This window comes from Dysgonomonas sp. UBA7630 (assembly GCF_002483985.1).
GTDB lineage: Bacteria > Bacteroidota > Bacteroidia > Bacteroidales > Dysgonomonadaceae > Dysgonomonas.
This window is the reverse complement of sequence record NZ_DLIY01000025.1, coordinates 52,568-69,007: the sequence shown is the minus strand read 5'-3', so window position 1 is coordinate 69,007 and position 16,440 is coordinate 52,568. Positions and strand designations below refer to the sequence as shown.

Annotated in this window: 10 protein-coding genes; 8 read left to right on the top strand and 2 right to left on the bottom strand. The window is 39.7% G+C overall.

The features are described from left to right. Positions 1 to 245 precede the first annotated feature (245 nt). The 3 genes from B3P17_RS11120 to B3P17_RS11110 all read left to right on the top strand — a co-directional run bounded on the left by B3P17_RS11120 (position 246) and on the right by B3P17_RS11110 (position 4,499). The gene (locus tag B3P17_RS11120) at positions 246 to 2,624 is read left to right on the top strand and encodes a hypothetical protein (protein WP_252637544.1); all 2,379 of its coding nucleotides are present in this window, start codon (positions 246 to 248) and stop codon (positions 2,622 to 2,624) included. Between the two features lie 36 nt (positions 2,625 to 2,660). Then, positions 2,661 to 3,587 carry an endonuclease/exonuclease/phosphatase family protein gene (locus B3P17_RS11115; RefSeq protein ID WP_291105491.1) on the top strand — a complete coding sequence of 309 codons (927 nt, stop codon included), beginning with the start codon at positions 2,661 to 2,663 and terminating at the stop codon, positions 3,585 to 3,587. Positions 3,588 to 3,707: 120 nt separating this feature from the next. Further along, entirely contained in the window at positions 3,708 to 4,499 is a 792-nt protein-coding gene (locus B3P17_RS11110; RefSeq protein ID WP_252637547.1) for a histidine phosphatase family protein, read from the top strand. An 83-nt stretch (positions 4,500 to 4,582) separates the two neighbouring features. Here the strand turns inward: B3P17_RS11110 and gap are convergent, their stop codons facing one another. Continuing rightward, positions 4,583 to 5,593 (bottom strand): type I glyceraldehyde-3-phosphate dehydrogenase, encoded by a 1,011-nt coding sequence (gene gap / locus B3P17_RS11105; protein ID WP_291105489.1) that lies wholly within the window; start codon positions 5,591 to 5,593, stop codon positions 4,583 to 4,585. Positions 5,594 to 5,755: 162 nt separating this feature from the next. Here gap and B3P17_RS11100 point away from each other — a divergent pair, with 162 nt between their 5' ends. The 5 genes from B3P17_RS11100 (at position 5,756) to B3P17_RS11080 (ending at position 13,935) form a co-directional block, all read left to right on the top strand. Then, complete coding sequence (locus tag B3P17_RS11100) at positions 5,756 to 6,769, top strand: GlxA family transcriptional regulator (RefSeq protein ID WP_252637550.1); 1,014 nt, start codon at positions 5,756 to 5,758, stop codon at positions 6,767 to 6,769. A 351-nt stretch (positions 6,770 to 7,120) separates the two neighbouring features. After that, positions 7,121 to 8,377, top strand: a complete 1,257-nt coding sequence (locus B3P17_RS11095; RefSeq protein ID WP_272040755.1) for a Gfo/Idh/MocA family oxidoreductase — start codon at positions 7,121 to 7,123, stop codon at positions 8,375 to 8,377. Positions 8,378 to 8,415: 38 nt separating this feature from the next. After that, positions 8,416 to 11,841: a DUF1080 domain-containing protein gene (locus tag B3P17_RS11090; protein ID WP_252637554.1), complete on the top strand. Its 3,426-nt coding sequence runs from the start codon at positions 8,416 to 8,418 to the stop codon at positions 11,839 to 11,841. Between the two features lie 297 nt (positions 11,842 to 12,138). Continuing rightward, on the top strand, positions 12,139 to 13,260 hold the full coding sequence (locus tag B3P17_RS11085; protein ID WP_252637556.1) for a lipid II:glycine glycyltransferase FemX: 1,122 nt from the start codon (positions 12,139 to 12,141) through the stop codon (positions 13,258 to 13,260). Between the two features lie 129 nt (positions 13,261 to 13,389). Next, complete coding sequence (locus B3P17_RS11080; protein ID WP_252637558.1) at positions 13,390 to 13,935, top strand: DUF2179 domain-containing protein; 546 nt, start codon at positions 13,390 to 13,392, stop codon at positions 13,933 to 13,935. Positions 13,936 to 14,007: 72 nt separating this feature from the next. On the opposite strand, the gene B3P17_RS11075 is transcribed toward B3P17_RS11080, so the two are convergent. Then, on the bottom strand, positions 14,008 to 16,356 hold the full coding sequence (locus B3P17_RS11075) for a GH92 family glycosyl hydrolase (protein ID WP_252637560.1): 2,349 nt from the start codon (positions 16,354 to 16,356) through the stop codon (positions 14,008 to 14,010). Between the last annotated feature and the right edge of the window lie 84 nt (positions 16,357 to 16,440).

Here is a 16,440-nt window from a genome sequence, read left to right as displayed (position 1 = left end):
TCTTTCGCAACCTCGGCTTTGAACATCGTTTCCTAGTATAAACCTTAAGCTATATATAAAACCCGATATATTCCTTGCGATATTTTCATGAGGATATGTAAAGTTAGCTCAGTATTTAACAGCAGAGGATAGGAGTAGAGGAGAATAATAGAAATTGAGTTTGTGTTAAGGGCTAAATTACTCATAGATAACTAAATAAAAATCTATTTGTATTCAAATCATTAATTTCTTCAATTTAAAAAAATATGAAAAACAAGTTTTTAAGACAATTCGGTTTAATTGCTTTAATGGCGATTTCTGGTACTACAGGAATAAAGGCTCAAAGAGTAGCTATAGCAAAGACTGATACAGTAAAACCTACAACAACTACAACTGCCGGAAAAACATCGAACATGATGTTAAATGCTTCTGCTGATAATGGACCCCGTGCTGTAAATATTGGTTTGCCTGCTAGTGTGGGAGGAACGGTTATCTTAGAAAACGGCTTACCGGTAGTATATGATTTTATGGGACAAACTCCCACAGCAGTATGGCGTAACGATCTGGGGATTGCTAAATTTAGTGTATTGAACGTATCAGAAACGGCTCTTTTAGCAAGTGATGTTGGGGTGTCTGTTAGTACATTGACAAATCGAGGAACAGATAAATTCAAAGGGACTGCATCATTTACTACAAACTCTTACGGACTGTTACGTGGAGATGTAAGTATAAGTGGACCAGTAAAAAATGGATTCTATTATTCATTAACGGCTTTTGTTAATATGGATCCGGGTACATTTAGTTCTAATATTTCACAATTCCTTGATAAAACGCAAATATACAAAGGAGTTATTAACAAAAGATATACCAACGGGCAGATTGGGCTGCAGTATAAATATGCTTATAGTCAGTCTATTTCAGCTAAACAAAGTCCTTATATCTACCGTCAGGATGGTACAGTAGACAAATTGCCGGGATTTAGAATCGGACGCGACTCGTACCTTGAACAATCCGGCATTATCAATGCTATTGATCCACTTACGGGTAAAGAAGTAGTATGGGATGCAATGAGTGATGCAGCTTCCACATCTCATGTTTTTGATCTCATGGGAGACCACAATTTTAATAATGGGATGAAACTAGATTATACTCTCCGTTATCACTATGCTAATTCCGGTATGTATAATCCTTATCTTACTAGTATGACTCAAGGTATCAGACCTGGAGTTTCCCCTAAAGAAGGAGATTCTCGTTATGTTTACTCAGAAGACCCCAGCTCTATTTATAATGGTCTTGTGCAGAAAGGGTTAATGATTTATTCACCTCGATCTGTAAAAAATACGGTGATGGCTCGCCTAGAGTTAAGTAAAAAGTCGAAACAACATCATTGGATGGTTGGATTTCATAACTGGTACTATAACGTAGATAAAGCAGTAACTTCTACATATAACTATTTGTTTGAGGTGACACCTAATCCGAGAAAACTTATTCAACAGAAATGGGGTGCTCTTTCTTCTGGCGGATATGGATGGGTAAGCCAAGGAGATGCTTATGGTAATAGCTCACATAATCGTGCTATGCAATATTACAATGGCATAGATAATAAAATGGCACTAGTTGGAACAGAAAAATGGAATCCATCCGATAAATTCATATTAGATATGGGAACCCGTCTAGAATGGCAACGTATTGATGGAGATTGGTATACAGCCGAAGATAGAAAAGCCTCAGGAACAAATTGGTTATCAGGTAAAACCACTGATGTCAAAAAAGACTGGTATAATATTTCAGCTACAGCAAGTGCTACATATAAAGCATTCCGAAACTTAGGCTTTTTGGCTGATGTATATTATATCCAGCAGGCCGGAAAGCTTAGTGCATATGCAGGAGCCGATGACCCATCTATCGAAAAGTGTGAAATCCCGGGATTTTCTGCCGGTGTTTACTTTAATCATTCAATGATCAGCTTGGTGTCTAAAGTAACTAAAATTAAACGTACAAATTTCAAAAATAATTCTACATTCAATGCAACATGGACTGATAGTAAATTCCCAGGTGAGACCTTCTCTGCTACAACCAAACAAACCAGTAGCTATGATGTAAGTACAGTGGGTTGGACTACAGATGTATTATTTACTCCATTCAAAGGATTTAATTTACACTTATTGCTTACACTGCAAAATCCTAAATATGAGAATTATGCAATGACTATCAACTACGAAGCCGAAAGTCAGACCGGACATACATCTACATATAGTGAGACTGTAGACAATAGTGGAAATGTTGCTCGTAGTGTGTCAAAAACATTGATAGAAATAGACCCAAGCTATACATGGGGCGCAGGAGGAAAGTATAGGCTATGGGCTAGTGCACGCTATTTCAGTAAAGAGTATGCAAACTATCCTAATACGTTGATCTTTGCCGGGCGTTGGGAAACATTTGCCGGATTCAACTACAAATATGATAAGAATGTGGATTTTAGTATCAATGCCGTAAATGTATTGCGACAAAGTGGTGCTCAAGGTTCTATTTCCGGAACAAATACTACAACTGCTGAAGGGGCAAAATTATTATATGACAAACCTCTTGTAGGAACATATATTCGCCCATTTACTATAGAGTTTAAAACAAGAATTAGATTTTAAATTTAAATAGCTAATTCAAGCTAAAAACAAAAAAATATGAAAGGAAAATATTTAAAATCACTATTTATATTATTCTTATGCGGTATATTCTCTTTTCAGGTGCATGCCCAAAAGAAAGAATGGAAACTGATCAGTTACAATGTATACTGGGGGATGCAAAAAGATTCGACTGAAAATAAATCCAAATTTGCAGAATGGATCAGAGCACAAGATACTGATATTGTCGCATTGCAAGAAATGAATGGTTTTACGCAGCAGAATCCTGAGTTTGCACCAAAAGGTGCCAATCCTAATAATCTTCAAAAATTTGCAGAAAGTTATGGACACCCGTATGTTTTTATAGTAAGAGAACCGGCTGCAGATGGATCTATCAGTTTCCCTGTTGCCATTACGTCAAAATATCCAATAGTGAATGCTGTTCGTGTAGTAGAAAATGCTTCTCATGGTTTCCTTATTGCTGAAATAGAAGGGCTTCACTTTGTAGTTACACATTTTCATCCATTTTCGTCAGAAAAGCGAGGATATGAAATAGATCAGATATTGGCTACAATAAAGTCGAAGCCAAGTGATTGGAAGTGGTTCTTAATAGGTGATCTGAATTCTGTTTCACCACTCGATAAGAATGCGTATGCTGATAATAAACTGCGTGACTTTATACGTGAAGACAGAAAGAAAAGGCCTCACAACAAAAACTTAGGGAAAAATGATGAATTGGATTATTCTATTCAACAGAAAATTTTAGACTTTGGCTTTGTCGATGCACTTAAGGTATCTTATCCTCAATTCGTCGCATCAGCTCCTACTAAATTGTTTTATGACCAATCTAAATTTCCTCTACGATACGATTATTTATACGTAAGCTCTAATCTGAAGAATAGCATAGTAAAATGCGAAATAATGAAGGATAACTTTACAGATCATTACTCTGATCACTATCCTGTATTATTAATCTTTAAAGAATAAGGAGTATAGGAAGACGGTTGCTTTAAGGTTTAAGTAGTTATATAAGAATTGGTTTAAGAAAGCCAGTATTAAAAATAACGCCACTAACCATATTGAAATAAATAATAAAAGTATAAGATTATGAAAAAAATACAAATACTTCTGATTACAATTTTATTGATTTCTGTCCCAAGCGTTTTTGCACAAAAGAAACAAACAAAAAATGATGCTGTGGTTATTTATATCGCACGTCATGGGAAAACAATTTTAAATACAATGGATCGGGTACAGGGATGGGCCGATGCTCCATTAACTCCTCCGGGAGTGGAAGTAGCAGAGTTTTTGGGTGTGGGGTTGAAAGACATTCCTTTCAAAGCTGCTTATTCGAGTGACTTGGGGCGTGCACGCCAAACAGCACGTATTGTTTTGGATGCAAAGGGACAAAAAGATATGGCTATCGTAGAAGTGCCTCAAATTCGTGAAACAAACTTTGGCAGCTATGAAGGTGAGTTTAACCTTAAGATGTGGAACGATGCAGCTTTATATTTGCATTATAAGTCGTATAAAGATATGATGGCTGCGATGCAGGAAAATTCCGCACTATTAAAAGATATGGTGGATTCTTTCAAGGCATTGGAAACTTTGGGAATCGGAGAAAGTTACGACGAAGTAAAAGTCAGGGGACAAAAAGCTTTAAGAGAGATTGCTGAAAAAGAAGCGAAGAATGGCGGTGGAAATATTCTGGTTGTTGGACATGGTATGTCTATCGGTATATTTTTATCCGACTTAGACAGTTTTGGAAAGAAGCCGGAAGCTAGTCATATGGGTAATGCTGCTGTATGTAAATTGATTTATAAAGATGGAAAATTCTCTTTGGAGTCTTTTGGTGATATGAGCTATGTAGAAAAAGGTAAAAAACTATCAGGTAAGTAAGATTGTATTGGTATCAGTCTAATCAAAAGAGGCTATTCCCTGGAAGGAATAGCCTCTTATTAATCTGTTAACTGTATTTGCTCTTATCCGTTTCCTTTTTTCATTGCAGCGATAGAATCCAATACTTTGCAAGAGAATCCCCATTCGTTGTCATACCACGCTACTACTTTTACAAATGTAGGACTAAGCATAATCCCCGCTTTTTCGTCAAAAATAGCAGTGTTCGGATTACCTATCATATCAGACGATACAACTTCGTCGGCTGTATATGCCAAATAACCCTTTAATGATCCTTCCGAAGCCTCTTTCATTGCTTTACAAATTTCTTCGTAAGAAGTCGGCTTAGACAAACGTGCAGTCAGATCCACAACAGACACATCAAGGGTTGGTACGCGGAAAGACATACCGGTTAATTTTCCGTTGAGTTCAGGGATCACTTTACCTACTGCTTTTGCGGCTCCTGTAGTCGATGGGATGATATTACCCGAAGCTGCACGTCCTCCTCTCCAGTCTTTCAACGATGGTCCGTCTACTGTTTTTTGAGTTGCAGTGGTTGAGTGTATAGTACTCATCAACGCTTCTTCTATGCCGAATTTGTCGTTCAGTACTTTGGCTACCAATGCCAGACAGTTCGTAGTACACGATGCGTTGGATATAAACTGAGTATCTTTCACATACTTGTCGTCATTTACTCCCGGAACAAACATTGGAGTATCATCTTTGGATGGGCCCGACATAATTACATATTTTGCACCTGCTGCAATATGTGCTTGCGCTTTCTCCTTAGTAAGAAATAACCCTGTAGATTCTACTATATATTCGGCTTCAACCTCATTCCATTTCAGGTTGGCAGGATCTTTCTCTGCTGAGATGCGGATTGTATTTCCATTGACAACAAGTTTGCCCTCTTTTGTCTCAATAGATCCATCAAATTGTCCGTGAATGCTATCATATTTGAGCATATAAGCTATATATTCAACATCCATCAAATCGTTGATACCAACTATTTGTATATCACTTCTGCTTTGAGCAGCTCTAAACACCAAACGTCCGATACGTCCAAAACCATTAATACCTACTTTAATTGCTTTCATAATGAATTGGTTTTTAAATGATAAAATATCTTGTTCTTTTTAGTACTACAAAGATACATTATAATATCTTTGTCTGAAATGACAAAAAATATACAAATCCTGCCAAGTCGGATTGATTTTACTAAATAATACTTATTTTTAGATTCTAAAATATAAAAACAGATGAGTAAACAGTTAAAAATAAGGCATATTGTGTTTCTGGTTCCTCCCAATTCCACCCTGCTGACTATGGTGGGCCCATTGGAGGTATTTACCAAAGCAATCGAACAGTTTGATCTGGTAGATAAGAATATTGATTTCACGTATCAGACGCATGTCATAGCTATGGGTAAGGAGAGACAGATAGATACATCTTCGGGTTTATCGATATTAAGTGAAGGATGCTATACCGAAATAGATTATCCGATTGACACGCTGATTGTAACAGGACTGGCTCGCCATCTTAAAGATAACCTGAAGGCTGAGATGATAGAATGGATCAAAGATCAGGCGAAAACGACTCGCCGGATGTGTTCGGTCTGTTCGGGTGCTTTTATTCTGGCCGAAGCAGGATTGCTGGATGGAAAAAAAGCGACTGCCCATTGGTCGAGAAATGAAGCGTTGGAACAGATGTATCCTTTAGTAAATGTGCAGATAGCACGTATTTTTATTAAGGATGGAAATATTTATACAGCGGCAGGTATTACCTCCGGTATGGATTTAGCTTTGGCTCTCATCGAAGAAGATCTGGGACAGTCGTTTGCTCTGCATATCGCCCGCTGGTTGGTCTTGTATCTGAAACGCCCCGGCAATCAGGCACAGTTCAGCTCATACTTAGATTCTAAAATGATCGGAAACCCAACTATCCGAAGGGTTTGTGAGTGGATACTTGAACACCTGAGAGAAGACATTACGGTAGAGAAAATGGCAGAATATGCGGCAATGAGCCCTCGTAATTTTGCTCGTGTCTTTGTACGCGAATTGCGTGTAACCCCAGCTAAGTTTATCAATAAACTGCGTGTAGAAAATGCCAGCCAACATCTTATCGAAACACAATTATCTCTTGACGAAATAGCCGATAACTGCGGGCTAAAGACAGGTGAAAATCTTCGCCGTCAGTTTATAAGCTTTATGGAGATTACTCCGGCTCAATATCGGAAAAGCTTCCGTTCTTCTTGGGCAGACGTTGCTGTGTAGTAGATATTGGAGATTTATTGAATCCCTATGGACAGAAAGTTTATAGGGATTTTTATTTTAGAAAGGATGCATCATAGCGTTAATTATAGCATCCTGTTTTAGTCTTTAGGATGTCGTTATAGAGAACTGGCAAATGAAGAAAATATACTATTCTTTTGCACAAATTTTCGGTTGTGAATTTTGCCTATATAATTCTGATTTTAATTATTATTTTTGCTATACTTCGTTATCTTTGTAATACATGTGGTGAATTCCATCTGTTTTTTTGTGCCTGTCATCGGGTGAATATGACATAATGATATTTAGCCCTGGTATTCTTAAAATCGAAATATTATCAATTTATTTTATATCATGAAAACAAATAGGAGAGACTTTTTTAAAATTTTAGGAAGCGCAGCAGCTCTTACTATTATTCCTCGTCATGTGATGGGTAGAGGCTACATTGCTCCCAGCGATCAGTTGACTAAGGGAATTATAGGAACAGGCAGTATGGGGCGTGGTCATGTGAATTATGCAGGCACAAGGTTAGTTGCTGTATGTGATGTGGATAAGAAACATCTGGAGTTGGGAAAACACCTTGTAACTGATAATATTGCAGCATATCACGATTTCCGCGATTTGATATTAGACAAAAATGTTGACATTGTTCATATAGCAACACCTCCCCATTGGCATGGTATAATGTCTGTGGAGGCGGCCAAGGCCGGAAAAGATATTTGGTGCGAGAAACCCATGACCCGTACCATAGGAGAAGGAAAGCGTGTGATGGAGGCCGTTAAGCAATATGGATCGAAGTTTCGTTTGAATACATGGTTTCGTTTCACTGATAATTTTTATGGATTGGGAACACCGGTTCGCCCGCTAAAGAAGTTGGTGCAGAGCGGTATGCTGGGTTGGCCATTAAAGGTTACGATCAGTAGGCATACAGGCTTCGATTGGAAATTCTACTGGGTAGGAAAAGAAAACCTTCAGCCGGAGGCTATTCCTGCCGAGCTTGATTATGATATGTGGCTTGGCCCGGCACCGTACAAGCCTTATAATAGCCATCGTGTGCACCAAACGTTCCGAGGGTATTGGGATTACGACGGAGGCGGTTTGGGAGATATGGGACAGCATTATATCGATCCTGTACAATACTTCCTTGGCAAAGATCATACCAGCCCGGTAAAAGTGGAAGTGGATGCGCCACAACAACATCCCGATGCAATAGGTACGTGGCGCTCTATTACGTACACTTACGATGATGGTTGCCAGATCGTACTGTGGGGTGATGATTATGGAGATCCTAACACGCCGTATATATCAGGGCCAAACGGTAATGTTTATAAAAATTTTGTTTGTGATATACCTTATTGGGAAAAGAAACTAGCTGCCTATCCGGAGCCCGAAGAACAGGTTACAGATTTCATCGAAAGTGTGAAAACGCGTAAACAGTTTGCCCTTAACGAGCAGAATGGCTTCCGCTCGTCTACAATAGTAAATATGGGAATTGTGGCGTTGAGGCTAAACCGTACGCTGCATTTTGATCCTGTAAAACTTGAGTTTGTGAATGATGATGCGGCTAACCGTTTGCTTGACCAACCAATGCGTGCCCCTTGGAATATTTAACCTGTACTATCAAAAACAAACAAGATAACAATATAATCATGAAAAAAATATACTCATTATTAGGCGTATTTCTGTTTTGTTCAGTGATGATATTTGCTCAATATTCGACAAACAGAACCGCTAAAACCATTGTTGCTGATGTTTTGGCACAAATGCCCGCTCAGCAAACTGAACAATATTATGCCCAGATAAAAGATTTGGCCTCTACAGGAGAAGAAGGTGTTTTGCTGTTGGTGAAGATGATGAATCCTTTAGGTAAAGGAGCTAATTCGCAAGTAGAATTTGCATTAAGCGGACTTTCTCACTATGTTTCTGCCGAAGGGATGGGAGATAAAAGACAAGTGGTGTCCGGCGCTTATATCAAAGCCCTTGATATGGTAAGTGATCGTGAGATCAAAGCTTTTATTATCCGCCAACTAGAGCTGATAGGTAAGGATGAGGCTGTTGCTAAACTGGCTACATACCTCAATGACGATTCTCTCTGTGGCCCTGCCGCCGCAGCCCTATCAGAGATTAACACGCCGTTGTCGCAAAAAGTATTGTTGAATGCTTTAAGTGCTTCTGTCGACGATAAGTCTTCGGAAAGTATTATTTTGGCATTAGCTAAACTGAAAGTAACCGATGCCGAAAATTCACTCAGACGATTGTTGGATACTAACGATACTGACAAAAAGAAAACTGTATTATATGCATTAAGCCAGCTTGGATCAAAGGCTTCTTTGCCGGATTTAGCCCTAGCAGCCGAAAAAGATAATTATACGATGGGGAAAAGTGGTGCTAACGAAGCCTATATTGCCCTCATCAAACGTGTACTGACTCAGGGAGATAAAAAAGAGGCCGAAAAAGCAGCCTCAGACCTGATGAAAAAAGCAGAAAAAGCAGGGCAGCTACAAACCCGTGCAGCAGCTTTGCAAATACTGATGGAGGCGAAGCCTGCAAATGCCTTGCAGCAACTGCAAAATGCACTGAAAGACGACAATAGTAATTACAGATATGCTGCGTTGACATACGCTTCTGACTACGCAGATAGCAAAATGTATGCGGAGTTGATTAAATTATTGAAAAAGGCAAAACCTGATGCACAGTTGGATATTCTCAACTGGCTCGGGGAGGAATCTGAATCGCAAAATAAGCGAAACGAAATAAAGCCCTTGATCATAGAACCTGCAATTGGATTTTTGACGGCAGGTAGCGCTGATATGAAAAAATCGGCAGCAAATATACTGGCTAAGACCGCAGATCCGAAGGCGATAGCAGCTCTTGCTTATTTATTGAACGATGCTGATCCTAAAACGGTAGCAATAGCCAAAGACGCATTGTCTGTTACAAATGGAGATATTGCTTCTGCCGTTGTTCCTGTAATAGCAGGAGCAAACGCAGCCGGAAAAGTAGCCGGATTGCAATTGTTGGCTGAGCGCAAATCTTCGGCTAATATAGCTACAGTGCTCGAACAAATCAATTCGACATCGCCGGATGTACAGACTGCTGCATATACAGCTCTCAAAGATGTGGTTTCGGCTGAAAACCTAAACCAATTATATGCTCTTCTTGAGTCTGCTTCTTCAGAAAATGTTCCTTATGTTCAGCAGGCGATTGCAAGTGCTCTCCAGTCATATTCAAAGGAGAAACAATATGATGTCATCATGGCTCGTATGGGGCAGGTGGGTAACGATAAACAGTATTTATATTATCCTGTGCTATCAAAGACGGGCGATGAAAAAGCATTGAGCTTTATTGTCGATCGTTTCAACAAAGAAAGTGGAGTGGCAAAGGATGCCGCTTTTCAGGCATTATCAGATTCGAAAGATACTGGTGCTGCGGCTGAGTTGCTTGCTATTTGCAAAAACAGAGCGGATATCCTGTATTTCGACAGGGCAATTAACCGATATATCCAATTAGTCGCTAATCCTAAGCTTACAGGAGAAAACAGGCGTTTGCTTCTTACCGATGCTTTGGAAATAGCACGCACTGATGGGCAAAAGAATAGTATTTTGTCTCAGTTGGGTAATACAGGTTCTTATCTGGCTTTGCTGCGTGCCGGACAATATTTGGACAGTAAGCCTTTGCAACAGGCTGCAGCAGATGCTGTGGCTAAAATAGCTTTAGGCAATAAAAATTATACAGGTAAGGTGGTAGAGGAACTGTTGAATAAGGTAATAGATGTATTGAGCAATGCTGACGCTGATTACCAGAAACAGGCTATCCGCAAACATCTGAATGAAATGCCGAAAGAAGAAGGCTTTGTTTCTATTTTCAACGGGAAAGACTTAGATGGATGGAAAGGCATCGTAGAAAATCCGATAGCCCGTGCAAAAATGAAACCGGCTGTGCTGGATAAAAAGCAACAAGCAGCCGATAAGGTAGCTGCAGAACATTGGAAAGCTGAAAATGGAATCCTTGTCTTCGACGGAAAAGGAGGAGATAACCTTTGCACTGTGAAGCAGTATGGCGACTTTGAAATGTATGTTGATTGGAATCTCGATCCTGCGGGGCCTGAGGCAGACGCCGGAATTTATTTGCGGGGAGTTCCTCAAGTGCAGATATGGGATGTATCACGTGTAAATGTAGGAGCTCAAGTAGGATCGGGAGGGTTGTATAACAACGAGAAAAATCCGAGAAACCCATTGACTTTGGCCGATAACAAGTTAGGTGAATGGAACACGTTTTACATTAAAATGGTAGGAGACCGTGTTACTGTAAAATTGAATGGAGTATTGGTAGTAGATAATGTGATTCTTGAAAACTACTGGGATCGCAGCCAGCCGATTTCGCCTATCGAGCAGATAGAACTGCAAGCTCATGGTAGTAAAGTATATTATCGTAATATATATGTTAAAGAATTGGAGAGGGCTAAACCTTTTGAGCTATCGGCAGACGAGAAAAAGGAAGGATTCAAGATTTTGTTTGATGGTACAAATATGCACCAATGGACAGGAAATACAACCGATTACCAATTGCAGGACGGCTGTATAGCCCTCGACCCGAAAGGTGGTCATGGCGGAAATCTTTATACAAAAGATGAGTTTGCAAACTTTATATACCGTTTCGAGTTTCAGCTTACTCCTGCGGCTAACAACGGGGTAGGTATCCGTACACCGATGGGTGTGGATGCTGCGTATGATGGTATGGAAATCCAGATCTTAGATCATGATAATCCTGTTTATAAAGATATCACACCATTGCAAGTACATGGTTCGGTGTATGGCATAATAGGGGCAAAACGTGCTAAGTTCAAACCGATGGGCGAATGGAACGAAGAGGAGATAATCGCAAATGGTAATCATATAAAGGTAACGCTCAACGGAGAGGTTATTCTCGATGGAGATATCAAAGAAGCAACCAAGAACGGAACAGCAGACGGGCATCAGCATCCCGGTTTGTTCAATCCGAAGGGGCATATAGGCTTCTTGGGGCATGGTTCGCCGGTTAAGTTTAGAAATATAAGGATTAAAGAACTGAAATAGGCTTTTTAGCAGGATAAAATAAGAGACTGCCTGAGTAGAGTTTTTCATCATCTCTCAGGCAGTCTCTTTTGTATTTAAATTTTTCCAAATTATCTTATATAAAGGCTTTTAGGTCTGAAAGAAGATAGGGGAAAGTGACAGGTCAAAAGATCTGCTAAAAGTGTCACTTTTGTCACCTTTTAGGGCTTAAGTGGTTGTAATATAGTGTAGTGTGTTTTCATGGAATTGTCACCTTTTGTATCTTGGCTGGTTTTACATTTTTATTATGCCTATCTTTGCAGCTATTTTGTGAAAATCATGGTAATTGAAGTATTTGAAAAAGAAATAAGAGACATAAACGATACACCGATTGTACAACAAACAGCCTTTTGGTCTGAGGTGAAGAGTCATCAGGGATTGGGTACCAAAGCTTTCGACTTTAAGGTAAAGAACAGAGATATATACACAAATGTAGGGGGACACTCATATACCAATGCTGATGTACTGGTGCTACAAAAGCCTTTAAACTCGGAATATAGCATGGCCTATGTGCCTTATGGCCCCGAGATAGAGCCGTCTGAAGAATTTCAAGGGCGATTTTTGGAGGAATTGTCTGAAATAATACGTTCTCATTTGCCTAAGAGTTGTATAGCTATCCGCTACGATCTCAACTGGCAATCACACTGGTGCGACGAGAGCAACTATGATGACCAAGGAATATGGATTGGACCTCCCGAAAAAAAATATCAAGAGTTTCAGCTAAACTATGGTACTGTAGAGTGGAATCTAAGAAAGAGCAATTCCGATATCTTACCATCTACTACTATATATCTTGATCTGAGTCTGTCGGAAGATGAAATTCTGATGCAAATGAAACCCAAGACTCGTTACAATATACGTCTGGCCGAAAAAAAAGGAGTCTGTGTCAAGCGTGTAGGATTGGATAAGATATCTATTTGGTACGATCTGTATAAAGAGACAGCTTTACGAAACGGTCTATATATAAATGATATAGAGTATTTCACCTCGGTGTTGACTGCAAAAGCAGATGATACTGCATCTCCGGCTCGGGTTGAACTCCTATTGGCGGAACACGAAGGAGAGCCTTTGGCTGCTATATTCCTGGTAATGTCGGGGCATAGAGGGACATATCTATATGGAGCTTCATCTTCTCGCAAGAGAAACTATATGCCGACTTACGCACTCCAGTGGGAAGCTATAAAAATAGCGAAGGAATATGGTTGTACCGAGTACGATATGTTTGGCGTTTCGCCGGGACCTGATCATTCCCATCCCATGTATGGACTCTATCAGTTCAAGACCGGATTTGGCGGAGAGCTTTTTCATCATCTGGGCTGCTGGGACTATCTGCTGGATGAAGAAAACTATCGCTATCTTTTGATCAGCGAGATGAATGCACAAGGCTACTACTTGTCTTGATATTCTCTAATTATCCTTATTTAAGGGTAAAGATATCTAATATAGATTAGTTTCTTCTCGTGTTGTTTAATATGTGAGAAGTGATATTTTGTATCTTTATATTTATTCAAAAAATAAAAAAGGATTATTATGTTTACCATTTTTGAGACTTATCCTTGGTTGTTGCCTGTGATGATTTTCTTTGGCCGGATATGTGATGTAACGCTAGGTACATTGCGTATCATCTTTGTATCGAAAGGTGAAAAATATAAAGCACCGATTGTCGGCTTTTTTGAAGTCTTTATCTGGGTTGTTATTATTTCTCAGATATTCTCCCAAGCCAATAGTCTGGTTGCTTATATTGCTTATGCTGCCGGATATGCTGCCGGTAATTATGTTGGTATCTTGGTTGAGAACAGGATTGCCTTTGGATATCAGTTGCTGCGTGTATACACAAAAAAAGAAGCATTGGAGTTAATAAAAGTGCTGAACAGCAAGGATATCGGAGCTACCTTTGTGAAAGGAGAGGGGGCTGTATCTCAGGTTCATATTGTGGAGATCGTCATAGGACGAAAATCGTTGAATGAAGTTATTGGTATAATCTCTGATTTTGATTCGAAGGTTTTCTATCTGGTTGAAGATATCAGATATAAGAAAGAGGGGATATTTACATTGAAAAACTTTGTGAGGAAGTAAGATAAAAAAGCCTGCCGATAAGATAATCGACAGGCTTAGTAATGTAGTGAAAACTAAGACTCCATTACAAGTCTAATTCTTTATATAGCGAAGTGTCTCCTTCGGCTTGGATAACGACGGTGCTACAGATTCATCCGAAGTACCCCATGATTTGTTCGGGTTGCTACCCAATACAAACTTAATGTCGGCTCCGTTCTTTATATCGTCGTAAGTAATATATGTCTTGTTATACTCCTTTCCATTGAGGAACATAGCCTGTATATAGACGTTTTGCTTACTATAATTTTCGGTGGTCATGGATATCTTCTTTCCATTTGCCAATGTAAGTTCTACAGCCTCCAGTCCCGGAGAACCTATTGCATAGATATTGCTTGACGGACATGTAGGATAGAATCCCATGCAGTTGAAGATATACCATGCCGACATTTGTCCGCAATCATCATTCCCGCTTAGGGCATCAGGCTTATTGCCATAGAAAGTATCGAGTACATAGCGTATCTTTTCCTGTGCCTTCCAAGGTTGTTTGATATAGTTGTAGAGGTATATTATCTGATGACAAGGTTCATTGCCATGCCAGTATGCACCAATTCTACCTTGAATATCATGTGCACCCGGAATATCATCAGGCAGTTCCATTGTGAACATAGAGTCGAGACGTTGTTCAAAAACATCACTACCCATCTCGTTTATATATCCTTGTACATCCTGAGGTACATACCATGTATATTGATAGGTAAAACCTTCGGTAATGTCTCCCCAGCCATGAACAGATCCCGGGCCTGTATAGGCTATCGCATCGAATGGTGTTCGCCAGTTGCCATGAGAGTCGCGTCCTCTCATAAACTTGCTTTCCGGGTCTATCAGGTTTTGGTAAGATAGAGAACGATTAAGGAAATATTTATAGTCTTCTTCCTTTCCTAATTTCTTGGCAGCCATAGCTACGCAATAATCGTCATAGGCATATTCCAATGTCTTCGAAACAGACTCACGCTCTTTGTCGAAAGGTACCCAACCCATAGCTGTGTATTCGGGTAAACAATCGTAATGCGGGTTCATCGCTGTTGTTTTCATTGCTTCATAGGCACGTTCGTAATGAAAGCCCTTGATGTCTTTTACTATAGCATCGGCAATAACCGAAACCCCATGATAGCCTATCATACACCACGTCTCATTTCCGTAGAAAGACCAGATAGGTAACATGTGCTCTACACTCTGGTCGTAATGAGCCAGCATGGAGTTGATCATGTTTGCATTTCTGTCAGGGTTTGTCAGGTTCAACAGAGGATGCTGAGCCCGGTATGTATCCCATAATGAGAACACGGTATAGTTGGTAAACTTGCTATCGGTATTACGGATATTCGAATCGTGCGCCCTGTATTTACCATCTATATCTTCATATATAAAAGGATGTAGCGAGGCATGATATACAGAGGTATAGAATGTTTCCAGTTGCTCTTTGGTTCCTTTTACTTTGTACTTGTTTAGTTCTTTAGCCCAGAGGATTTCTCCCTTCTTTCTGAGGCTGTCAAAGTTCTGATTATCCAGTTCTTCCAGATTGGCATAAGCTCCTGATGTGCCGGTAGAAGATATCGCAACTTTTACTTCTATCTCAGCTCCTTGCGCAGCATCAAAATCAAGCCATCCCATAATTTTAGTACCATAGGCTACTTTATCGCTACGGAAACGTTTTGTATCATAGATTACAGGTTTGCCGTCTTGCATGATACCTGATCGTTTGAATGGTTTGGAAAACTGTGCTACAAAATAAACATAGCGTTCAGGTCCCCATCCATTAACCAGCTTAAATCCGCAGATGGTTGAATCATTTTCTATTCTAAATTGAGACCATGCGGTTTTAAACCATTGTACATGATCCATATCTATCATCACAAAAGCACTATCTGTTTTGGGAAATGTGAATTTGAATATTCCGGATCGGATACCGGAAGTCATTTCAGCTTTCACATTATAATCCAACAGGTCTACTGCATAATAATTGGGTGATGCCCATTCTTTATCATGGCTGTATCGTGATCGGTATCCTTCATCGGGGTTCTCGTGTGTGCCCGCAGTGTATTTCTTTGTGCCTGTACCGGGTATAAATAAGAAGTCTCCCAGATCAGGGATTCCTGTACCACTAAGATGTGTAAGGCTGAATCCCATTATTGTCATATGGTTATATTTATAGCCCGCTGCAGCATCGTAATAGTCACAATCGGTGTCGGGACTTATTTGTATCCCTCCAAAGGGAATCTGAGCTCCCGGGTATACGTTACCAAATCCAGATGTACCAACAAAAGGGTTGACATAGGTATTTAATGTCATATTTACAGCCATGTCTTCTGTTGGTGTCTTCTGACTACAAGATAAGACTGTGAGATTTATAATAAGAATGGCAGCGGCCCGAAACAGTTTATTCATAATCTTCGTAATAAAGTTGAGAGTTTGTTTGCTATGGAGTTTGGATATGTATTGTTCCAAACTCCAGACCTAGCAAACGGAATA

Bases quoted from the DNA above. Each gene is read 5' to 3' on its own strand.
- B3P17_RS11115 (WP_291105491.1), top strand. From the start codon at position 2,661: ATGAAAGGAAAATATTTAAAATCACTATTTATATTATTCTTATGCGGT.
- gap (WP_291105489.1), bottom strand. From the start codon at position 5,593: ATGAAAGCAATTAAAGTAGGTATTAATGGTTTTGGACGTATCGGACGT.
- B3P17_RS11075 (WP_252637560.1), bottom strand. From the start codon at position 16,356: ATGAATAAACTGTTTCGGGCCGCTGCCATTCTTATTATAAATCTCACA.
- B3P17_RS11095 (WP_272040755.1), top strand. From the start codon at position 7,121: ATGAAAACAAATAGGAGAGACTTTTTTAAAATTTTAGGAAGCGCAGCA.
- B3P17_RS11110 (WP_252637547.1), top strand. From the start codon at position 3,708: ATGAAAAAAATACAAATACTTCTGATTACAATTTTATTGATTTCTGTC.
- B3P17_RS11085 (WP_252637556.1), top strand. From the start codon at position 12,139: ATGGTAATTGAAGTATTTGAAAAAGAAATAAGAGACATAAACGATACA.
- B3P17_RS11080 (WP_252637558.1), top strand. From the start codon at position 13,390: ATGTTTACCATTTTTGAGACTTATCCTTGGTTGTTGCCTGTGATGATT.
- B3P17_RS11100 (WP_252637550.1), top strand. From the start codon at position 5,756: ATGAGTAAACAGTTAAAAATAAGGCATATTGTGTTTCTGGTTCCTCCC.
- B3P17_RS11120 (WP_252637544.1), top strand. From the start codon at position 246: ATGAAAAACAAGTTTTTAAGACAATTCGGTTTAATTGCTTTAATGGCG.
- B3P17_RS11090 (WP_252637554.1), top strand. From the start codon at position 8,416: ATGAAAAAAATATACTCATTATTAGGCGTATTTCTGTTTTGTTCAGTG.